General features: G+C 53.7%; 19 protein-coding genes. 11 read left to right on the forward strand and 8 right to left on the reverse strand.

Features of this window, described 5'->3' with window-relative positions:
* Positions 1 to 33: 33 nt before the first annotated feature.
* Positions 34 to 4,488 carry an endonuclease/exonuclease/phosphatase family protein gene (locus AWR27_RS08685; protein WP_077130809.1) on the reverse strand — a complete coding sequence of 1,485 codons (4,455 nt, stop codon included), beginning with the start codon at positions 4,486 to 4,488 and terminating at the stop codon, positions 34 to 36.
* A gap of 332 nt (positions 4,489 to 4,820) precedes the next feature.
* Here AWR27_RS08685 and AWR27_RS08690 point away from each other — a divergent pair, with 332 nt between their 5' ends.
* A complete protein-coding gene (locus tag AWR27_RS08690; RefSeq protein ID WP_077130810.1) occupies positions 4,821 to 5,288 on the forward strand; it encodes a MarR family winged helix-turn-helix transcriptional regulator in 468 nt (155 codons plus the stop codon).
* A 566-nt stretch (positions 5,289 to 5,854) separates the two neighbouring features.
* Positions 5,855 to 6,163: a rhodanese-like domain-containing protein gene (locus AWR27_RS08700; protein WP_077133892.1), complete on the forward strand. Its 309-nt coding sequence runs from the start codon at positions 5,855 to 5,857 to the stop codon at positions 6,161 to 6,163.
* Here AWR27_RS08700 and AWR27_RS08705 read toward each other — a convergent pair.
* The 3 genes from AWR27_RS08705 to rplS all read right to left on the reverse strand — a co-directional run bounded on the left by AWR27_RS08705 (position 6,156) and on the right by rplS (position 8,479).
* Positions 6,156 to 7,085: a bestrophin family protein gene (locus AWR27_RS08705; protein ID WP_077130811.1), complete on the reverse strand. Its 930-nt coding sequence runs from the start codon at positions 7,083 to 7,085 to the stop codon at positions 6,156 to 6,158. The two genes, AWR27_RS08700 and AWR27_RS08705, sit on opposite strands and share 8 nt — an antisense overlap.
* 48 nt (positions 7,086 to 7,133) lie before the next feature.
* Positions 7,134 to 7,907, reverse strand: coding sequence for a diaminopimelate epimerase (gene dapF / locus AWR27_RS08710; protein WP_077130812.1), 774 nt, complete (start codon positions 7,905 to 7,907; stop codon positions 7,134 to 7,136).
* A gap of 197 nt (positions 7,908 to 8,104) precedes the next feature.
* The gene (rplS, locus tag AWR27_RS08715) at positions 8,105 to 8,479 is read right to left on the reverse strand and encodes a 50S ribosomal protein L19 (protein WP_077130813.1); all 375 of its coding nucleotides are present in this window, start codon (positions 8,477 to 8,479) and stop codon (positions 8,105 to 8,107) included.
* A 114-nt stretch (positions 8,480 to 8,593) separates the two neighbouring features.
* Between rplS and AWR27_RS08720 the strand changes: the two genes are divergently transcribed.
* Together AWR27_RS08720 and AWR27_RS25495 are read left to right on the forward strand one after the other, a co-directional pair.
* A complete protein-coding gene (locus AWR27_RS08720; protein ID WP_077130814.1) occupies positions 8,594 to 10,096 on the forward strand; it encodes an NAD(P)H-hydrate dehydratase in 1,503 nt (500 codons plus the stop codon).
* 227 nt (positions 10,097 to 10,323) lie between these two features.
* Entirely contained in the window at positions 10,324 to 10,488 is a 165-nt protein-coding gene (locus tag AWR27_RS25495; protein WP_198045117.1) for a hypothetical protein, read from the forward strand.
* 281 nt (positions 10,489 to 10,769) lie between these two features.
* Here the strand turns inward: AWR27_RS25495 and feoB are convergent, their stop codons facing one another.
* Together feoB and AWR27_RS08730 are read right to left on the reverse strand one after the other, a co-directional pair.
* Positions 10,770 to 12,905 carry a ferrous iron transport protein B gene (feoB, locus tag AWR27_RS08725; RefSeq protein ID WP_077130815.1) on the reverse strand — a complete coding sequence of 712 codons (2,136 nt, stop codon included), beginning with the start codon at positions 12,903 to 12,905 and terminating at the stop codon, positions 10,770 to 10,772.
* Between the two features lie 19 nt (positions 12,906 to 12,924).
* Positions 12,925 to 13,149, reverse strand: coding sequence for a FeoA family protein (locus tag AWR27_RS08730; RefSeq protein ID WP_077130816.1), 225 nt, complete (start codon positions 13,147 to 13,149; stop codon positions 12,925 to 12,927).
* A gap of 95 nt (positions 13,150 to 13,244) precedes the next feature.
* Here AWR27_RS08730 and AWR27_RS08735 point away from each other — a divergent pair, with 95 nt between their 5' ends.
* The 4 genes from AWR27_RS08735 to AWR27_RS08750 all read left to right on the forward strand — a co-directional run bounded on the left by AWR27_RS08735 (position 13,245) and on the right by AWR27_RS08750 (position 17,846).
* On the forward strand, positions 13,245 to 14,423 hold the full coding sequence (locus AWR27_RS08735; RefSeq protein ID WP_077130817.1) for a methionine aminotransferase: 1,179 nt from the start codon (positions 13,245 to 13,247) through the stop codon (positions 14,421 to 14,423).
* A 132-nt stretch (positions 14,424 to 14,555) separates the two neighbouring features.
* Positions 14,556 to 15,098, forward strand: a complete 543-nt coding sequence (locus tag AWR27_RS08740) for a carboxymuconolactone decarboxylase family protein (RefSeq protein WP_077130818.1) — start codon at positions 14,556 to 14,558, stop codon at positions 15,096 to 15,098.
* Positions 15,095 to 15,898, forward strand: coding sequence for a mycofactocin-coupled SDR family oxidoreductase (locus tag AWR27_RS08745; RefSeq protein WP_077130819.1), 804 nt, complete (start codon positions 15,095 to 15,097; stop codon positions 15,896 to 15,898). The genes AWR27_RS08740 and AWR27_RS08745 overlap by 4 nt, the downstream gene beginning before the upstream one ends.
* Positions 15,899 to 15,953: 55 nt before the next feature.
* Positions 15,954 to 17,846 (forward strand): beta-N-acetylhexosaminidase, encoded by a 1,893-nt coding sequence (locus tag AWR27_RS08750; RefSeq protein WP_077130820.1) that lies wholly within the window; start codon positions 15,954 to 15,956, stop codon positions 17,844 to 17,846.
* An 81-nt stretch (positions 17,847 to 17,927) separates the two neighbouring features.
* On the opposite strand, the gene AWR27_RS08755 is transcribed toward AWR27_RS08750, so the two are convergent.
* Both AWR27_RS08755 and AWR27_RS08760 read right to left on the reverse strand, forming a co-directional pair.
* A complete protein-coding gene (locus AWR27_RS08755) occupies positions 17,928 to 19,001 on the reverse strand; it encodes a phosphotransferase family protein (RefSeq protein WP_077130821.1) in 1,074 nt (357 codons plus the stop codon).
* Positions 19,002 to 19,083: 82 nt separating this feature from the next.
* Positions 19,084 to 20,355 carry an acyl-CoA dehydrogenase family protein gene (locus AWR27_RS08760; protein ID WP_077130822.1) on the reverse strand — a complete coding sequence of 424 codons (1,272 nt, stop codon included), beginning with the start codon at positions 20,353 to 20,355 and terminating at the stop codon, positions 19,084 to 19,086.
* A 98-nt stretch (positions 20,356 to 20,453) separates the two neighbouring features.
* Between AWR27_RS08760 and AWR27_RS08765 the strand changes: the two genes are divergently transcribed.
* The 3 genes from AWR27_RS08765 to AWR27_RS08775 are packed head-to-tail and all read left to right on the forward strand — an operon-like array spanning position 20,454 to position 22,018.
* The gene (locus tag AWR27_RS08765; RefSeq protein WP_077133893.1) at positions 20,454 to 20,819 is read left to right on the forward strand and encodes a type II toxin-antitoxin system RelE/ParE family toxin; all 366 of its coding nucleotides are present in this window, start codon (positions 20,454 to 20,456) and stop codon (positions 20,817 to 20,819) included.
* A complete protein-coding gene (locus AWR27_RS08770; protein ID WP_077130823.1) occupies positions 20,785 to 21,093 on the forward strand; it encodes a helix-turn-helix domain-containing protein in 309 nt (102 codons plus the stop codon). The genes AWR27_RS08765 and AWR27_RS08770 overlap by 35 nt, the downstream gene beginning before the upstream one ends.
* Before the next feature lie 31 nt (positions 21,094 to 21,124).
* Positions 21,125 to 22,018 (forward strand): aminoglycoside phosphotransferase family protein, encoded by an 894-nt coding sequence (locus AWR27_RS08775; protein WP_077130824.1) that lies wholly within the window; start codon positions 21,125 to 21,127, stop codon positions 22,016 to 22,018.
* The last annotated feature ends 29 nt before the right edge of the window (positions 22,019 to 22,047 follow it).

The raw sequence follows: 22,047 nt of genomic DNA on the forward strand, positions 1-22,047 counted from the left end.
GCAATATACAACCATTACCCCAGCTTCTGACTATTATGGTTTTATTAACTTGATGGTCTTCATCTGCTCGTCGGTAGCTACCTGCAGGAGGTACGTTCCGGCTGGTCTTGCCTGCCAGTTCCAGTCAATGGTATGTTCGGCGTCGGCCTGCTCCCACTGTTGCTGACGAAGTACCTGCCCGCTCAGGTTGGTAGCCTGTATGCGGAGCCGCTGCCCGGCCACGCCCCGAATCACTGCCCGCAACTGACCGTCAATCAATGGGTTGGGAGCTACGTCTATCAAAAGACCCGTACCTGCTTCGGGAGCCGGCAGCCGACCCGAACAGTTGGTGTTGACTGTCGCCCGAATTGGTCCAACGATAACCGTGCCGGTCGTTCCTGTAATCTGGCAGTAATAATTACCAGTCGTCTGCGCGTTTACCAATGTGAGGCTGGCCGTTTGTGTACCGCGCTGCACGCCGTTGATGTCAATTAACCGGAAAGCTGCCGTAGTACCATTGCGGAACCACTGGTAACGCAGGTTCGTACCCACCGCCGATACGCTCAGCACAACCGTTGTACCCCGGCATACGGTCTGATCGCCGGGCTGGGTAGCCGTGGTACTTTGCAATACCGTCAGGCTGAAGGGCGTAGCCGCGCTCACGCAGCTATTGCCGTCCGTTTGCGTTACTGAGAAGTTCTGAAAACCACTCGTGCTGATGTTGGCTGTTGGCGGATTCAGCAGCCCATTTACTCCAGAAAAGCTTAAGGCGTTGCCCGTTGCTACCACAAACTGCGTCAGCGAGATTGGCGTGGCACTGCTGTTGACCTGCCGACTCACACCCGATAAAGCCGGTGCTGCCGGGCGTGGATTAACTGTCAGGGTGAACAGGTTACTGGTCTGAGGACTACCGCAACTGCCTGTCACGACCACATAGTAACTGCCATTATCCCCCGTCTGCACGTTGCTCAGGCTCAGCACAGCATTCGTTTGCCCACTTAGAATCTGGCTATTTTTATACCATTGGTACGAGAGGTTCTGCCCTGCCGCTCCAACACTGACACTGACTACTCCGCCCACGCAGACCGTGCTGGCCGATGCGGGCTGAGCCGTGATGCTGGTAGCGGGCGTTACACTTACCGATAGGCTGGCCGTGGCCGTACAGCCGCTGGCGTTTGCCACGATCACCGAATACGTACCGCTCTGGCTCACCGTAGCGGTATTACCACTACTGCCCCCAATCTGGCTGGCCCCACTGCTGAAGGTGTAGGATGTACCCCCACCGGCGGTAAGCGTCAGTGTGTTACCGGCGCAGAAGGTCAAACTACTGGCCGTCAGCGAGGCTGTGGGCGTTGTATTCAACGCTACGTTACCGCTCACTGCCGACGCACTCGCACTGGGCGAACTCAGTACGGTTAGCGTATATGAACCCGCTACGGTAGGCGTCAGGCTGGTTTGTACCGCCGTAGCCGAGATACCCGTTGCGCTGGTGTTATTCGTACCGTTGCTGATGGTGTAGCTATAGGTTTCGGCATTGGCTAATCCACCGACGGTTATCGAGAAATTGACCGGGCTACCCACACACACGCCCGTGGCACTGGCTGCAAGCGTTGCCGACAGCGAAGGCGGAATCGTGAACCGGGCCACACTGGGGTCGTGGTCGCTCAACTGATCGAGGAACTCAGCGTTGATATGTACCGCATCAAACGCATCGAGTTTGCTGTTCATGGCATTACTCGCCAGAATGTAGTCGAGTGCCTGCGCGTTACCGTCGAAAATATAGGTGTACCGCTCCGCAACCGGCAGCGTCTCGATGAGGTTGGTCAGCACGGGCGTTTCGGCGTTGACGTTGCCCGTCAGGTATTGCAGCGCCGGGAAGAACTGGAATTCGTTGAAGTCGCCCAAAACGACTACGTTCGTATTCGGGTTCACGGCCAGCAACTGATCGACAAAGGCATTGACCACTTTACCCTGCTCTTCGCGCCGTTCCTGATCGCCCTGAGCCGGTGGCTGAAAACGCCCGGTCAGCGGCCCACTACCACCCCGCGACGAGAAGTGATTGACAATCACGTAAATGGGTTGCCCATTGAAAGTAAATTCGCCCACTAACGGCTTGCGTGTCGAGGTAAAGTCATCACCCGGATAGGAGTCTGTTTCTGCCGGGTTGGGGTCAAGAATACGACCGGGACTGGCCGAAATACGCGGCAAACCGCCTACGTTGCTAACGGTGGTGTTTGTGGTTGAGCCGCCCCCCGGACGGTCGACAAACTGCACGCGAGCCGGATTGAACAGGAAACCAACCCGGATGTTACCGCCTGGTTCGCCACCATCCTGCCCGTTCACGGGGTTGATCTGCCGAAATTCATATACAGGGCCTGTTCCTCCGTTTTGCGCTGCAATAGCCTGAATGAGTCGGCTCAGCGTTACGTCGGCGGCAACCGTACCGTCGTTGGTGGCTCCATTGTTGTCCTGAATTTCTTCCAGGCCGATAATGTCAGGCGAACGCAGGTTTGTGACAATGGCTGCGGCCAGCCCATCAAACTTGGCCTGATCTTCGTTGCCACCCAGATTTTCGACGTTGAACGAAGCAATCGTAACCTGATTGGTTGTTGGTGTTAAGGCAGTAATTTCCTTCTGATTTGTGCTGGGCGTTACTACCGTTGGGGCCACCGAGGGCAGCACTTCATAACTCTGGAAATCGTAGTTCACTACGCCGATAATGGTGCTGAGCGTCGAACCAGGGTTTACGTTTGGCGTATTGCCCGTGCCGTACAGCACGTCGTCGATCTGGATACGCTCGGGGTTGAAATCGCTGTTGGAAATGGCAGCGGTAATGTTGGTGGTATTCGTACCGCTGATGGTGATGGTTTTACGGCTGTTGAAGCCGGTGGCTCCTGCGCCCCCGTCGGCGATGACGAACAATTCACCGAAAGTACTACGGAAGCCCGATGTGACTGGCGAGTTGATCTGCACCCGCATTCCTTCGAGTGTCTCGAAGAAATCCAGCCCGTCTTCTGCCGGGTCGAAGGTCGACAACTCGACGTCGCCACTGGCCGGGTAGTCGTTCGAGATGCTATTCGTCGGAATTACCCGCACCCCCGTTCCGGCCTGCGAACTGATGACCGTGGGCGCAGGTAATGTATTGCCGCTCGACGTTACAGTAATGACCGGACTGGTAAGTTGCGTGAGACTCAGGTTGTTGCTATTCGCTCTAAACTCCTGCACGGTTCCGCTTACCAATACGCCATCGCCCACGACCACGGTTGGAGCAGAACTGGTGAAGACGAAAATACCTTCCGATGTGTTATCGTCGCTGTCGGGATTAGGGTCCTGCATCCAGAAGCCGTTATTCCGTCGCACCGTTACAATACCCGTTACACCCGTCACCGATTGCCCGGCTACTGGCGAAATATGCCCATTTCCCTGAATTTCGCGGATGCGAACAGTGGTGGCTGGCGGATTGCTCACCGTACCGGCCACGGCTATGGTGGTAGAAGCTCCACCCCCAGCGAAAGTCAGCGTGGCAGAATACGGTCCGGCAGTCAGACCTGCTACCAGCCGGGCGGTTAGTGTGGCATTGGTGAGCGTACTGTTGCTGTATGGCAGCGTTACCGAGCCAACGAACGTATTGCCATCGGTCGAGAGTGTTACGGCGGTGTTCGACGAAGTAACGGTTACGTTGCCCGATGCCGTCGACAAATTGCTGGCGTTCACTGTCACGGTTTGCGAAGCCGGGCCGCTACCAGCTACGTAGTTCAGGTTTACGGGATTAGGCGTAGCGGTGATCGTAGCAACCGGCTCAGGGGTTGTGCCATTGGTGGTCAATGAAAAATCATCGACAGACAGCCCATCGTCGGAATTAGTTACGTCAAAATCGGTGAACCGAATCCAGAACGTAGCTCCCGGCTGTATCGATAAACCCGTAATTGTATTGGAAACAGCGGTTCGGTTGGCCGCATCGTTGCCATCTCTGGCTCCCACCGTTCCCGCTAGATTAGGTGTTATAAAGTCTAAAGCGTCAACATCCGTGTATGTTCCCGCCGACAGGGAGGTAGCATTCAGGCTGTACTGAAAATCCAGCCGGTCGGCAGCCCCCCGGCTTGCTGTACCAAGCCGCCATTGCTCACCGGTATAGTTGATGGTAATAGAGGTTATGATACCCCCTGTGTTGTTTGTAAATGAAGCTCCGATTAGGGGAACAAGACTGCCGCTTCGTAACCCACCAAACGCACGTTCATTGTTGCCGTCTAACCCAAAGCTGTAAGTATCGCCAGCATTGTTGCTACCCGTGCCGACCCGGTATTGCCCATTGGCATTGGTACCCGTTTCAACCAGCGTCCAGCCGGTAGGCAAACTGGTATTCGCTGTCCCCGATGTAGCCAGTGTGTTAAACGATTCGCTGTAGGTGGCCCCGGTAAGTGATACCGACTGCGCCCAGGCACCTGATGCCCATAAAAGTAGAAGAGACCATGCCCAGAGCGAGATGGCTTTTGGTAAAAGTTTGCCCATGAAGAGAATGAGTAGTTGTGTTTCGGACACAAAACTACCGGCTCTCATCACTACAAAGTTCTATCAGATGTTATGTTATTGTTAAGTCATAATATTATAGCTATGTTCAGATGCCATGATTTCATCGACTAATTTCATAACTAAATTTTTACCTTTCCACTCCTTGTCGCCGAACGTTGCTACCAACTCAAAATAAATAGTTGCTTGACGTAACAGTCTACCAGCTAACATTTACCGGACGACTGCTTCCCTGAGCTTACCAAAATAGTTTGCTTAACCGTTTGGTTTTGTACATACGAAGTATTTATCTTTGCCGCTAAGATATTTAGGCAATGAGTAAAAACAAACCTGATAGTATTATCCAACAGTTCAGGACTGTAAGTCGGCAATATTCGGATGCCTCAATATTTATGCATGAAGCAATCGCCCGCAAAGCAGGGCTAACAGGCTCTGACCATAAATATTTGGGGCTTATTATACAACACAAAGAACTTTCAGCGGGCGAACTGGCAAAAATTACCGGCCTAACAACAGGTGCAGTAACCGGTTTAATTGATCGCCTGGAAAAAAAGAAATTAGTTAAAAGGCACTTTACGGAGGCCGACAGACGCAAAGTGATGATAGTGCCCAATGAAGAGAACACCATGAAATTATTACAACCGCTCTTCCACGACCTGCAACAAAGAACATCAGCCCTTATTGCGTCTTTCTCATTAACAGAAATACGAGCTATTGAGCGGTATTTTGTTGAAGCAACTTTAGTAATGAAAGAGGTGACTGATACTATAAATAACAAGTAAAGTGATTAAGATGGAAAATATAACAGCGAGCTATTTGACAAGAGCCGAAATATGGCTTTGCGTCACAACGCTCATCTATTTTTTGATGAACGGAGCACAAATTTTTGAAACGCTTGTATTTGTTCCCAAATGGGTAGCATCGCCACCTGACAATTTTAACCTCCTGATAGACGGACGAGGAGCAAGCTTAAAATTCTTTTGGATAATTTTCCACTCATTACATGAAATTACGTTCATCCTTGCAATAGTCTTCTGTTGGCAAATTGACCCAGTGAGAAATTGGCTTCTGATCTTATTTGCAATCCATTTTGCCGTTAGGATTTGGACACTTTCGTATTTTGCGCCAAACATTATTGACTTTCAGAGAATTGCTGAGACAACAAATCTCACGAAAGACTTAATGGACAGAACTTCGCTTTGGCAGACGCTGAATTACATTAGGGTTGCACTATTTATGGCTGTTTCATTTGGACTTATACCTCTGTGTATTAAGATCCATGTTCTACTAACTAGCTCATCCCATCTCACTGGTGAATGAATACATTTGTATTTTATTAGTTGCTATAGTGACACGTACCGCCTACACAGATATCTCCCTCAACGAACTGGAAACGCTGCGCCAACAGCCCGGCACTGCCGTGGTCGACGTGCGCGACGTTTGGGAATATGATGAGTTTAACCTCGGTGGCATCAACCTGCCTCTATCCGACATTCGCGCCCGCCGACACGAACTTCTCCCCTACCAAACCCTCATTATGGTTTGTACCAACGGCACCCGCAGCCGCATTGCCGCCAAAGACCTGCGCCGTCAGCCTGAATTTGATAGCAAAACCATCTACCACTTACAAGGCGGCCTTATTGAAGATGTTACGTAACCACGGTGAAGCCGGGCCGGGCCGCTTCTTTATCTACATGTGGCAGATACATTTGCAGTATATCGTGGGCATTGACCCGGATTAGTTGACTCAACTGATTCAGCGGTAAATCGTTACGATCTAAATTGAACGGGTCTTCGATTTCTACGCCAATCATTTCCAGGCCTACCAGAATATAAGAAGCGGCAATAACTGCCGGAATGGTCATGTAGCCGTACACTTCGATCACGGTAAAGGGCAGCACGAACACGTACATCATAATAAACAGCCGGATAAACAGGCTGTACGAAAACGGAATGGGCGTACTTCGGATGCGTTCGCAGATGCCGCAAACGTCCATCAGGGTAGTCAGGTGCTGATTGAGGTTAATATGCTGCGACTCCGAGAATTTACCCTGCCGGTAGAGTTCTTCGGTGCGTACCCAAAGCTGATTCGCCACAGCAGCCGGCTTGTGGTCGAAACTTATCAACTCCTGAAGAGAGCCTTTTCCGGCTTCTTCCAGTTCCGTTATGTCCCGATTGTCGCGCAGGTGGTTTTTGAGGGCGAACGGAAAGTTGGAGATGGCTTTGGCAAAAAATTCGCGATTCTCCCGATCATCGACAGGTAGCACGGCGTTGAAGAAAATAGCCAGATTACGGCAATTATTGACGAGCGTTCCCCAGGCAATGCGGCCTTCATAAAAACGGTCGTAAGCCGTATTGGTACGAAAAATCAGCAGTAAGCTGAGCAGAATACCCATTGCCTGCAAAAACGACGTGGGTGTTTCTTTCAGCTTCAGGTCAAAGTAATTTAGCTCGACAATCGTGATAAACGTGACGTACACCACCACGATAAGCAGTCGCCGAACCAATGATTTGGCCGTGGGGCCGGTATGGAAATAGTAAAGGGCTGACAGCCAGTTTTTATTCTTGTAAAGAATCATACGGTATTTCTAACGTTGAGGTGCTGTCAGAAGTAACGCATGAAGGGGCTAAAGAGTTATGCTTCCAACAAAAACGCGCCGGGCCGGGCCAATCAGATAGATACTCTCAAAACGGCTGTTAGGCTGCGGGCTGAATGATATACGCAGGTTGCCGCCGAGGGTTCGGATAAATACCGGGTCAGACATGCTGCGCTGCTGATGCGCCACCAACGCCACCGCCGTTACGCCCGTGCCGCACGAATAGGTCTCATCTTCAACGCCCCGCTCATAGGTTCTGACAAACAGCGTGTTGTCGTCAATTACCTGCACAAAATTTACGTTTGTTCCTCCGGGTTGAAACCGGCTGTCGTAGCGAATGGCGCGACCATCGGCCACCACGTCGAGCGATTCGAGGTCATCGACAAACTGTACTACGTGGGGCGAACCGGTGTTCAGAAACGTCAGCCCGTCGCGGTCTTCGATGCCCGATACGTCGGCCATCTTCAGGAAAATATCGTCTTCACATACTACCGCCGTATGTTCGCCATCGACGGCGATGAACCGCGTTTCAGACTCGAACAGGCCCAAATCGTGCGCAAACCGAACAATGCACCGACCGCCATTGCCGCACATGCTGCCTTCGGCTCCGTCGGCGTTGAAATACACCATTCTGAAGTCATAGTCGGCATCGGTCTGCAACAGAATCAACCCATCGGCTCCAATGCCAAATCGCCGATGACACAACCGCTCGATTAGTGGCTGATCGTGAGCCGGAAACGTTTTCGCCCGGTCGTCGATCAAAATGAAGTCGTTACCGGTACCCTGGTATTTTGAGAAATTCATAGCCCATAAGTGTATTCCGTGAAGAGGTTATCACACAGAGATGCACTAAGAGAAAGGAGATACGCAGAGATTTTGCAGCAATCATTCTCAGTGTATCTCCGTGTTCCTTCGTGAATCTCTGTGTAACAGCCTCTTACACCTCGTTCATAAAAAAAGCCGCCATCAGGCAGCTTTTCAGAGTTTTGATGCGCAGATAATTAAGCCGCTGCAACTGGCTTGGGTTTGCGCTCTTTCAGACGAGCCGCTTTACCCTGACGACCACGCAGGAAGAATAACCGTGCCCGACGTACTTTACCCATACGAACGACTTCAATTTTGTCGATATTGGGCGACAGAACCGGGAAGATACGCTCTACACCGACGCCGTTCGATACTTTCCGGACGGTAAAGGTTTCACCACCGCTGCTTGGATTCCGGCGTTGAATCACCGTACCCGTAAATACCTGAATCCGTTCCTTATTACCTTCGCGGATTTTGACGTGTACGTTCACCGTATCGCCCGCCCGGAACGTGGGCAACTCGGCGCGACGCTGCGCGTTGTCTGCCTCCACTAATTTGATTAACTCGCTCATGACCGTATATAAATCGCCAGATAACTATTTGCGAAATGAGCCGCAAAGATAGTAAACTTATCGCTGACAGAAAATACTTTTGCAAAATTACCCCGCAATACCGACGCCAACTCCATGAAAATTCTAAACGTTGATCAAATCCGCGCCCTCGACCAAGCTACTGTCCAACACGAACCCATCGCTCCTATCAACCTGATGGAACGGGCGGCCCTCTCCTTCGTCAACTGGTTCGCCGACCAATTTCCCCATAGCAGCCCTACCAAAATTTTTTGTGGCTTAGGCAACAATGGCGGTGATGGACTGGCGATTGCCCGGCTGCTGCTCGAACGCGAATACCCGGTTGAGGTGTTCGTGGTGCGTCACGCCCCCCGCGAATCCGACGATTTTATGCACAATCACCGGCGGCTGAAACTCGTTACCGACAAGATTAGGTATATCGAACAGGTTCAGGACATTCCGACGTTGCGGCACAACGAAATCGTTATCGACGCCATCCTTGGATCGGGGGCGTCGCGTCCGGCAGAAGGTATTGTAAAAACAACCATCGAAGCCATCAATCGCGCCCCGGCCACGGTGGTATCGGTCGACATTGCCAGCGGCCTCTATGCCGATAAGCCCAACGAACCGGGCGATATAATTATCGAACCCGATTACACGCTGACGTTTCAGTTGCCCAAACTCGCGCTGCTGTTGCCCAAAAATGGCCGTTACGTAGGCGAGTGGCACATGCTCGATATTCAGCTTCACAAACGATTCATCGATCAGGCTCCTACACCCTATTATTTCACCCAACCCCACGAAGCCCGGCTGCTGCTACGAAAACGCGACCGGTTTTCCAACAAAGGTACGTTCGGACACGCGCTCCTGCTGGCGGGCAGTTACGGAAAAATGGGCGCAGCCGTATTGTCGGCGCGGGCGTGTCTGCGGGCGGGCGTTGGCCTGCTGACGGTGCAGGTGCCCCGCTGCGGCTATGACATACTCCAGATCGCTGTACCCGAAGCGATGTGCCGCCCCGATACGCACGAAACCGTATTGACCGGCCAAACGGCTGTCGATGGTCCCGAACCGGCAGCTTATACGACGGTAGGCATAGGGCCGGGGCTGGGCAAAGCACCCGAAACGCTGGCGATGCTCCGAACGTTGCTGCCTACCCTCGCAAAGCCGATTGTTGTCGATGCCGACGCGCTCAACCTGCTCGCCGAAAACCGGGATTTATTGAAAAAGCTGCCGCCCAACAGCATTCTGACGCCCCACCCCAAAGAGTTTGAGCGGCTCACGCAGGCATGGGCCAATGACTATGAAAAGTTAGATTTATTACGCGATTTCGCACAAAAAAATCGAGTGGTGGTGGTGCTGAAGGGAGCTTACTCTGCCGTAGCGACGCCCAACGGAGAGGTGCATTTCAACGCAACCGGTAATCCTGGGCTGAGTACGGGCGGCACTGGCGACGTGCTGACGGGCATTCTGATGGCGTTGCTGGCGCAGGGCTACGACGCTGTGGAAGCGGCTGTGCTGGGTGTGTACGCGCACGGGTTGGCAGGAGACCGTGTGGCCGAGCAACGTGGCCCCATCGGTATGACCGCTTCCGACGTCATCGACGCCCTACGGTGGCACTAATCGTAGAACTTTTGGTACGGACCTGTAGCAATCTTTCTACACTGCCAACTAAGTAGAAAAAAGCTTTAGTGAAACTGACTACCGCTTACGAAATCTTGCTATTCGTCGGCCCAAATAATGGTCAGGTATTTATACGTATTGGTCAAAAAGCGGGTTTACGCGCTATTTTGGCAATTGTAACGGTCTCAAATTTGTATCGGTAGTTTAGCCTCATACCGACACACACTATGAAACAGACCATGCAGCGCGACTGGCGCGTCAGTCGCCCTTCGCGCCGACCACGAGTAGCGTTCGATCAAACAACCGCGCTGGGCGGCCTAACGGTAGCGTTGTTTGCCTATATCATTTACCACTTTATCTACCCGCTCATTTCGAAGGGATTGCTGTTTTAAGTCTGGTTTGCCTATAAGAAGAAAGCCCGGCGATGACAAATCGCCGGGCTTTTATGCGTTTTTTTTACGCCACCTGAAGTGTTATTTCCTCATCAACTGAATGAAAATCAGCTTGTTCTAACTTACGTGCCCCGCTTTCGAGCAGTGCCGAATCAGCTACTATGCTAATCTGAACCAGGATTAGCCGGGATTGACAGGATTAAACAGGATTTATGCGCTGAGCTTACTGGATTATCAAACAAGCGCAGCGTAGAATCTTGCGGTAATCTGGCAAATCCTGGCTAATCCTGGTTCAGAATCTGGTACGTCAGGAAGGCTGCGCCGTAGGCCAGCGTCATCATGTAAGCAAGCTGCACGGCGGGCCAGAACCAGCTTTTGGTTTCGCGCTGCGTAGCGGCCAGCGTACTCATGCACATCATGGCGAACACGTAGAACACCAGCAACGACCACGCCAGCGCGGGTGTGTACATTGGTCCGCCGGTATCGGGGTTACGTTCCTGCCGGAGTCGTTCGCGCACGGTAACGCCTGCATCACTGCCCCCGTCGCCGATGCTATAGATAGTTGCCATTGTGCCAACAAATACCTCGCGGGCAGCAAACGAACTAAGTAGCGCAATGCCGATTTTCCAGTCGTAGCCCAGCGGGCGGATGGCGGGTTCGATAAAATGCCCGAACCGCCCGGCATACGACGCTTCGAGCCGCTCGGAAGCTACGTGATTTTCGATCTCGTTTTGGTCCGTCGTGCTGGCAGAAGAAGTGGCGTATTGCCGCCGAACGCGGGTTTCGGCCTGCTGCATGGTATCGCCGGGGCCGTAGCTTGCCAGCACCCACAGAATAATCGAGATTGCCAGAATAACCCGCCCGGCTTCCCACACAAACGACCGGACGCTTTCCCAAACCGTTAGGCCAACGTGGTTCCAGCGGGGCAGTTTGAACGTAGGCAATTCCATGATAAAATAGCCCCGCTCTTTAGTTTTCAGCATCAGCTTCAGGATGTAAGCCGCCATCAGCGCACTAACTAATCCCAGCAGATAGAGAAACATCAGAGCTAAGCCCTGCAAATTGAAAACGCCCAGAACGCGCTGATTCGGCACGACTAATGCAATCAGGATAGTGTAGATGGGCAACCGGGCCGAGCAGCTCATCAGGGGCGTTACGAGGATGGTGATAAGCCGGTCGCGCCGGGTGCCGATGCTGCGGGTTGCCATGATGGCGGGCACAGCGCAGGCCACGCCCGAAATAAGCGGCACCACGCTCCGGCCATTCAGCCCAAAGGTTCGCATGATGCGGTCCATGATAACCATCACCCGCGACATATAACCCGATTCTTCGAGCAGGGCAATCAGCAGGAATAGAAAAGCAATCTGCGGGATAAATACCAGAATACCGCCAATACCGGCCAGAATTCCATCGGTCAGCAAATCGGTGAGCGGCCCGGCAGGCAGGCTTTCTTTAAGCTGCCCGTTGAGCCAGGCCACACCCGCGTCGATGGCGTCCATAAACGGTTGCGCCCAGGCAAAAATCGCCTGAAAAATCAGCGATAGCACCAACCCGAAAATAACGTATCCCCAGACCGGATGGAGCAGGATGCGGTCGAGTTTCTGGGTTCGGGTAGGTTGCCCGGCAGGCCGCTTGTCGGTAACGGCGTCGGCTACGATAGTGGCGATGCGCTTGTATCGTGCAATGGTCTCGTTGGCCTGAAACTTGATTTCAGCAAACCCATGCCGCTCAATCAGCGCGTCTAAGCCCTGTTGCTGCGGTTGGTCCAGAAACGTAAACCCATCGTGCTGAATCAGATATTGCAGGGCTAAGTAATTGTTAGTCAGGCCATATTTTTCTTTTGTATCGGCAATGAGCGCGGACACGTCGTTGGCGGGGTCGAAGAAAAGTTTGCCGGGCAGCGTGGGCGTTTGCATTTGTCCGAGCACCGCTTTTTTGAGCGAGTCGACACCGTCGCCGTTGCGGGCGTTGATACGCACCACCGGCACCCCCAGCCGCATTGCCAGCCGCGTGGCATTTATATCTTTATCCTCCTGCCGGGCTACGTCGAGCATGTTCAGGGCCAGCACCGTTGGTACGCCCAGATCGGCTACCTGCGTGAACAGCAACAGGTTACGGTGCAGATTCGACGCATCGACTACCACCACCGCTACGTCCGGGTAATCGGGGTGAGCGGGGTTGGCGAGGATATCCGAAACAAGCTGCTCATCGAGCGATTTTGGATAAATTGAATATAGGCCGGGCAAATCGACAACCGTAGCCGTCGTATGCGCGTCGATAGGCCACACGCCCGATTTTTTATCGACCGTGACGCCGGGGAAATTGCCCGTTTTCTGGCGTAGGCCGGTCAGTTGATTAAACAGCGACGATTTTCCAGCATTCGGGTTGCCCAGCAGGGCTATGGTGGGGGCACTCAAGATAGTGGGGGTGTTGTGATTACTCGATTAAAATCGTAGCCGCTTCAGAGCGTCGCATCGACAGGCAGTAGCCCGACACATTCAGACAGATCGGATCGCCAAACGGGGCCTGCCCGTCCAAGCAAATTTCAGCTCCGGGCAAACACCCCATCTCCAACAGTTTAAGCGACATGCGCTCATCATTGAACGACTGGATAATAGCCCGTTCGCCTAAGCGGAGGTCTGCGACGCTACGTTTATTCATTGGCATGTACGGTGGTGCGTATTTAGATTAATTACAAATTAACGCAAGAATCCGTTCCGACTGATAACTTGCCATAAAATACTTTACTCCGTTGCATGGTTCCTCTCGCTCCGCCCGTGCTTTCGTCCAAACTCCCCCGCGTTGGCACCACTATTTTCACGGTAATGTCGAAGCTCGCTACCGACCTGAACGCGCTAAACCTGTCGCAGGGATTTCCGAATTTCCCGACCGACCCGGCCCTGCTTGATTTGGTGACGAAAGCGATGCGGGCCGGGCATAATCAGTACGCGCCGATGCCGGGGGTGCCGCTGTTGCGCGAAGCCATCGCCCGGAAAACCATTGATTGCTACGGCGTTAGCTACCATCCTGACACCGAAGTGACCGTTACCACCGGCGCGACCGAAGGGCTGTATGCGGCCATCACAACCGTTGTGCAGCCGCTGGATGAAGTTGTCGTGTTTGAACCGGCCTACGACAGCTACGTGCCGGCCATCGAACTGGCCGGGGGCGTTCCGGTATACGTGACGCTGACACCCGCCAATAACTACGCCATCGACTGGGCGGTAGTGCGCGAAAAAATCACCGACCGCACCCGGCTCGTTATCATCAATACGCCCCATAACCCCACGGGCCGCGTCTGGACCCGCGATGACCTCGACACGCTGGCCGGCCTGATTCGCGACCGGGATATTTTTGTGGTGAGCGACGAAGTATACGAACACATTCTGTTCGATGGCCGGACACATCATTCATTGATGACGCACCCCGTTTTGCAGGAACGGACGTTCGTGATTGGCTCGTTTGGTAAAACGTTTCATACAACGGGCTGGAAAATCGGCTACTGTCTGGCTCCGAAAGAGCTGACCGCCGAGTTTCGGAAAGTGCATCAGTTTGTCACGTTCAGCGTTTCGACGCCCATGCAATACGCACTGGCCGAGTACCTGCAACAGCCCGAACGGTATCAAAGCCTACCCTCTTTCTACGAACAAAAGCGCGACCTCTTCCTGGCAGCCATCGCGCCCTCGCGGTTTACGTTTATCCCTACAGAAGGCACCTTTTTCCAGAACGTCTCCTACGCCAGCATCACCGACGAACCCGACTACGACCTCGCCATCCGCCTAACCCACGAGATTGGCGTAGCATCGATACCTACGTCCGTGTTTTACGAGCCGAACGCGGCCCGCCCGAAAAACGATTACAAGATGCTGCGATTCTGCTTCGCCAAAGACGATGACACGCTGCTTCAGGCCGCTGAGCGTTTGTGTAAATTATGAAAATAAAGGGGAACACAGATTGTACGGATGCTACGGATGAACACAGATTTATTTTTGGCTAAAAATCCGTGTTAATCCGTCTCATCCGTACAATCCGTGTTCCCCTTTTCTGTGTTCCCCTCAACAAAAAACATGACTCCCCGTATTCACCCCCTACCCGAAACCGATGCCCCGCCCGACCTGATAGCGGCCTGGGCCAAACATATTGCCGACTACCCCGGCTCACGCATTACGAACATGAAAGCCACGCTGAGCCATTCGCCACTGGCGTTTGACGTGTATATGCAATGGTATCCGCTGTACTATGAGGTGATAAAGATTGTGGGCGAACGAACGGCTTACCTGTTTGCCCATGCCATTTCGGAAGCCAGTAACTGCCCGCTCTGTACGCTGTTTTTCCGCAAGATTATCATCGAAAACGGCGAACGTCCCGAAGACCTGCACCTGAGTGAAGCCGAGCAACAACTGCTCGACTTTGGCAGCGAAATGGCCCGCAACCGGGGCGAAATTCCCGACGCGCACTACGAACCCGTCCGGCAGCGATACAACCCCGCCGAAGTCGTGGTGCTGGTGGCCTTCGCCGGACAGATGATTGCCACGAACGTATTTAACAATGCCCTGCACGTAGCCATTGACGGGTATCTGGCCCCGTATTACCCCGTAACGCAGTCATGACCAATCAATCAAAAAAGACAGCTTTTATTACCGGCGCAGCACATGGGCAGGGCCGGGAAGTGGCGTTGGCACTGGCCCGCGAAGGCTACAACATCGTTGCCTTCGACATTGCCAGAAACCTGACTTATCCGGCTTATGATTTCGGTTCCGAAAACGAACTCGATTCATTACAACGCGCCATTGAAACAGTTGGCGGCTCGTGCCTGACCGCGCAGGGCGACGTTCGTAACGACGACGATATTGCACGGGCCGTTGATGCCGCCATTACTCGTTTTGGGCGGATCGACGTGCTGTTCAACAACGCGGGCATCTGTGCGTATGGCCTGGCCCATGAACTGACCGAAGCCGAATGGGACGCCATGCTCGACATCAATCTGAAAGGGGCGTGGTTAGTGGCCCGGCGCGTCATTCCGGTGATGCAGCGGCAGCAGTCGGGCGTGATTCTCAACAATTCGAGTATTGCGGGGCTGCGCGGTATGAACCGGCTGAGCCATTATGCGGCCTCGAAATGGGGGTTAGTGGGCCTGACCAAATCGTGGGCTATCGAACTGGCTCCCTACAACATTCGGGTAAACTCTATTCACCCAACGGGCGTCAACACGCCCATGAACGACGGACTGGCCGCGCTGGAGGGCACCACCACGCAGGAAATAGCCGAACGCTCGGCGGGCAACCTGCTGCCTGTGCCGTGGGTTGAACCCGAGGACGTGGCCGGTATGGTGCTGTATTTGGTATCGGATGCGGCCCGTTACGTCACGGGTTCGCAGTTTGTGCTCGATGCCGGCTTGCTGACCCGGTGAGGGTAGAGATCTGTTGCCTTTCACCTTTAACGCCTAAACTTATATCTCCCCTCCTATGCGACCCTTCACTTATCTTCTCCTACTGCTTACTACACTCGCACAGGCGCAGAAAACGCCCATCTACCTCATTCCCCAACCCGTTGAAATTCAGGAAAAAACCGGCTCGTTTGTCCTGAACAAAACAACAGCCATTTCCTACGACCGCCCCGATGCCGAAGTAACGGCCAATCAACTCGCGCAGCGGCTGCGTCGGGCAACGGGGTTTGCACTGCCGGTTCGGTCGGTTAAAACGGCGTCGGCCAACAGCGTTTTGCTTCGGATTAATCCAACACCCAACGCAACGCTGGGTCGGGAAGGGTACGAACTATCTGTGTCGCCAACGGGCGTGGTACTATCAGCCAATCAACCGGCGGGGCTGTTCTACGGTACACAGACGCTGCTGCAACTGTTCCCGCCCGACGTCGACAACCAGACTATTGTAAAACGTGCCTGGGCCGTTCCGGCGGTGCGGGTCGTCGATTATCCGCGCTTCGGCTGGCGGGGCTTCATGCTCGACGTGAGCCGAAACTTCTTTACCAAACAGCAGGTCATGCGCTACATCGACAATCTGGCGCAACTGAAAATCAACACGTTCCATTGGCACCTGACCGACGATGAAGGCTGGCGAATCGAAATCAAATCGTTGCCCCGGCTTACGGAGGTGGGCGCATTCCGGGTGCCGCGCGTAGGAAAGTGGGGCGAACGCGAACCGCCCAAACCCGGCGAAGCAGCTACCGATGGCGGTTTTTATACCCAGGACGACATTCGCGAGGTGGTTCGCTACGCCCAGGAACGCCACATCACCATCGTACCCGAAATTGACGTGCCGGGCCACAGCATGGCGGCCATTGCTGCCTACCCCGAACTGTCGACAACGAAAGACCCCAACACCCGCGTAAATCCCGGTGCTACGTTTGCCGAATGGTTTCCGAACGGTACGTTCAAGATGAACATCGAAAACGCGCTGAACCCGTCGGACGAAAAAGTTTATGCGTTCTTAGACAAAGTATTCACGGAAGTAGCCGCCCTGTTTCCGGGGCAGTACATTCACGTTGGGGGCGACGAATGCTACAAAGGGTATTGGGAGAAAGACCCCGGCTGTCAGGCACTGATGAAGCAGGAAAATATGCAGCACGTCGAGCAGTTGCAGGGCTATTTTATGAAGCGCATGGAGCAGATTCTGAAAAGCAAAGGCAAAAAGCTGATTGGCTGGGACGAAATCCTCGAAGGTGGCATTGCGCCCGAAGCCACCGTAATGAGCTGGCGCGGTATCAAAGGCGGCATTGAAGCGGCCAAAATGGGCCACGACGTGGTGATGTCGCCCACCACCTTCGCCTACATCGACTACATGCAGGGCGACCCAACGCTCGAACCGCGCATTTACGCATCGCTGCTGCTGAAGACATGCTACGAGTTCGAACCCGTTCCCGAAGGCGTTGACCCACAGCGGATTCTGGGCGGGCAGGCCAATCTCTGGACCGAAAAAATACAGTCTGTACCCCATGCTGAATACATGAGTTTCCCACGTGTGTGGGCGTTATCGGAGGTGTATTGGTCGCCCAAAGCCCAGCGCAATTTTGCCGGGTTTGTGCCGCGCATGGAAACGCAGATGGCCCGCGCCGACCGCGCCGGTATCAACTACGCCCGTGCAGCCTACGACCCCGTCGTGACGCCCACCCTCACCGACAACAAACTGATGGTTTCGCTCGACGGCGGCATTCCGGGATTACAAATTTACTATACCCTGAACGACGGTATGCCGGGCCGCTACGACACGTTGTACAATCAGCCATTCGAGATACCCGAAGGCCCGCTCACCCTGCGCGTTATTACTTACCGCAACGGGCAACCCATCGGTCGGCAAATCACCGTCACGCGGGACGAGTTACTGAAGCGGGTGAAAAAGTGATTTAAACGCAGAGGGACAGAGGTGACGCAGAGTGCGCAGAGAAACTCCGTGTACTCTGCGTCACCTCTTGTCCCTCTGCGTTTAAATCACCCCTTTCTTCAAACTTCCAGCCGCTTTATTACCCAGTTCAACAATCATTGGCAGCAACTGCCCGAAGCGGTCGTCTTTGGTGTGGCCCTGCTTCCAGCGGGCATAAATCTGCTGGGCAATCACGGCGTTTTTGTACAGCCCGAACACATAATAAAACAGAATATTCGAGACGTCGCGGCCAGAGCGTTCGGCATAGCGGGCCACGACTTCGGCGCGGGTCAGGTTGCCGGGCAACCACGTCAGGTTAAAGTTCCGATGAGCGGGGTTGTCGCCCGCTTCCGACCAGTAGGCCAACGATGCACCGAGGTCCATGAGCGGGTCGCCCACGGTTGCCATCTCCCAGTCCAAGACACCGTTGATGAGTGGCATCGGCTCGCCCGTTTCGGGGTCAGCGGCCAGCACTACGTTATCGTATTTGTAATCATTGTGCAGAAAAGCGGGCGGCTGTTCAGGCGGGTAATTTTCAGACAGCCAGGCTCCTACGGCGTTCATGGACGGGATTTCGTCGGTTTCGGCAGCCCGGTAGCGTTTTATCCAGCCCTCAACCTGCCGTTGTACATACCCTTCAGGCTTTCCCAACTGCACCAGCCCCGTTGTGTTGATGTCAAGACCGTGAATCGTTACCAGATTATCGACTAATGCTTCAGCGAGTTGCCGCATCCGGTCGGGCGTGAGGTTGAGTTTGGGGGCCATGTGCGCCCGCAAAATCAGCCCCGACACGCGCTCCATCACGTAGAACGGCGCACCCAGCACGGCCACGTCTTCACAGAAAACAACCGGCCTCGGCACCCGGTCGTAGTGCCCGCGCAGCAGCGACAGCACCCGGAATTCGCGGCCCATGTCGTGCCCGCCTTTGATGTTCGCACCAAACGGCGGACTGCGCAAAACATACTCACCATCAGCCGTTTGCAACAAGTAAGTCAGGTTAGAAAAACCACCCGGAAACTGCTGTACGTTCAGCACCAACCCCATATCGGGCGCGTGTTCACGCAGGTAATTATTTAAAACGGCAATGTCAAGTTCTTCGCCAGGCCGAACCGGGCGGGGAGAATCGGGAGAAAGCATTTTTAGTGAAAAATTAAGACGGGGTCGCCCGTGCGATGAAAAGTGTAGAGTGGCATTGACTGCATTTTTCATTCTACATTTTTCACTTTTCATTAAGCGAAGCGTACTGCATCATCCGGCGAAGTTCCTGCAATTCGCGGGCTTTTTTCTTGATGTCGAGGCCGTATTTTTTCAGGATACTGGCCGCTAAGTTTTGCTTGTGCACCTCGTCGGCACCGTCCCAGATGCGGGCACCACGTTCGTGTCGGTACATGGCTGAGAGAATGGTATCGTCGGTTACGCCCAGCGCACCATGTACCTGAATGGCCCGGTCGAGGACGCGCAGAAAGGCGTTGGCAACGTAGAATTTGATACCCGACACCGCATCGCGGACATTGGCAACGCCCACCGTATCAATCATATAGGCCGTGTTCAGGACGTATAATCGGCAGGCGTCGATTTCGGCGCGGCTTTCGGCAATAAAATCCTGAATAAACTGCTTTTCGCCCAGCATCACGTCGTCTTCGATCTCGCGGGTAGCAGCCCGGCGGCACATCAGGTCGAGGGCGCGTTCGGCATTGCCAATCCAGCGCATACAGTGGTGAATGCGCCCCGGCCCCAGCCGCTCCTGCGCCAGCCGGAAGCCCATCCCTTCGCCCGCAATCACGTTCGAGACCGGCACCCGGCAGTTGGTATAAGTCACTTCGGCATGGCTGAACCAGTCGGAACCGGCTTCGCCAAAGACCGGAATGTTGCGTTCTATTTTGAAGCCCGGCGTATCGGTCGGCACTACAATCATGCTGGCGCGTTGGTGCATGGGCGCGTCGGGATTCGTCACCACCATTGCTACGGCAAACGCGGCCCCGTCTGCCGACGACGTAAACCATTTGCGCCCGTTTATCACATACTCATTGCCTTCGCGCACGGCGGTGGTTGCCATGCGGGTCGGGTTCGAGCCAGCGTAGTCGGGTTCGGTCATGGAGAAGCACGACCTGATTTCGCCCGCCATCAGCGGTTTCAGGTAACGTTCTTTCAGTTCGTCGGATGCGAAACGGTGCAGCAGTTCGGTATTGCCAATATCGGGAGCCTGACAACCGAATACGTAATGGCCGAAAAACGGCGCGTGGGCCAACTGTTCGCTGATTTGCCCAAACTCGGTGAGCGTCAGACCATAACCCCCATCGGCTTCAGACAAGTGCAGCCCCCACAGCCCGGCGGCTTTTACCATCTGCCGTTTCTGCTCCAGCACAGGCAGCATGGTTTTTACGTCATGGTGCGAAAAATCGGCTTCGAGGGGTATTAGTTCGTTGTGAACGAAGTCGCGCACCTGCTTTAGCAAAGGCCGGACGCGTTCGGTTGTGAAAATCGTTTCCATAGCCGAAAATTAGTATTTTTTTCGTAAGGAGTATTGTTTATAATAGTTATTCGCGAAAAAAGTTGCCCGTAAGTGCTACTTTTATTATCTTTATAATCATGAGCGACCCACCAAAGCATCGTACAGTTATAATCTACAAAGAATATTTCCAGGATTTTTTTATCCAACAACGCGACAAAGTGAAAGATAAAATAATCTGGACGTTAACACTGATTGAGGAACTTCCCAAGATACCCGAAACCTACCTGAAGCATATTGAGAATACCGATGGCCTGTATGAAATTCGGGTGCAGCAAGGCAGCGATATATTTAGAATATTCAGCTTTTTCGATGAGGGCCAATTAGTTGTACTGACCAATGGTTTTCAGAAAAAGACCCAGAAAACCCCGAAAAGTGAAATAACCAAAGCACTCAAAATCAAGAGCGAGTATGAAGACGAAAAAAAATACGGCAATGACGCTTAGTGAATTTAAGCGTAAGCATTATGGTGAGCGAGGAACGCCTAAACGAGACGAATTAGAGATTGGCTATGACAATTTTAAAATTGGCGTGATGGTTCAGGAAGCTCGGTTAGAGAAGGGGCTAACGCAGGCTGAACTTGCCGAAAAAGTAGGCACAACAAAGTCATACATCTCCAAAATCGAGAACAACGTGAAAGAAGTGCGCATTTCAACACTTCAAAAAATTGTAGAACTTGGTTTGGGAGGGCAACTACGGGTTATAATTGATCTGAGATAAGTCAGGAAACACGAATGAACCGCTGACCATTTTGAGCGACAAACTTGACATTGACCTGCCGTTAGTGCGGCACCTGATTGACACGCAATTCCCGCAGTGGACCGATCTGTGCATAAAACCTGTAGCGTTGTCGGGCTGGGACAACCGAACGTTTCACCTCGGCGACGCGCTCTCGGTGCGGTTGCCCAGCGCGGAAGGCTACACGCCACAAGCCGCCAAAGAGCAGTATTGGTTGCCCCGACTGGCTCCGCAGTTGCCGCTGCCCGTACCGCAGTTGGTGGCAGCCGGGCAACCCGACAGCCGATTCCCATACCAATGGGGCATCTATCGCTGGCTCAACGGCGAACCCGCCCATGCCGGACCAATCGACAGTATGGACGAGTTCGCCCGGACGCTGGCGCACTTTCTGCGAACGTTGCAGCAACTCGACACCACCAACGGCCCATTGGCGGGTCAGCATTCTTTCTTTCGCGGGGCACCACTGAGCGTGTATGACAGCGATACACAAACAGCTCTTGAAGCCCTTGAAAGCGAAATAGACACTAACTTGATGCGCAACATCTGGGCCGAAGCCCTGTCGTCAGACTGGCAACAGCCGCCCGTCTGGTTTCACGGCGACGTAGCATCGGGCAATCTATTAGTGAACAACGGGAAACTCTCGGCGGTGATCGATTTTGGCTGTTGCGGCATCGGCGACCCCGCCTGCGATCTGGCTATCGCCTGGACGTTTCTGCCCGCCCCCAGCCGACGCCTGTTTCGCACCGAACTCAGCCCCGACGATGCTACCTGGGCACGCGGACGTGGCTGGGCGTTGTGGAAAGCCCTCATCACCCTGCGGGAGCATCTGCAAACGGGCAATGCAGCAAAAATCAGCGAAGCCCGGCATACGCTCGAGGCTATAATAGGGGAATTTCTTGTTCCGTAGTTCCGTAAGAGGGCGAATCAATTCGCCCT

The sequence above is a fragment of the Spirosoma montaniterrae genome (assembly GCF_001988955.1).
Taxonomy (GTDB): domain Bacteria; phylum Bacteroidota; class Bacteroidia; order Cytophagales; family Spirosomataceae; genus Spirosoma; species Spirosoma montaniterrae.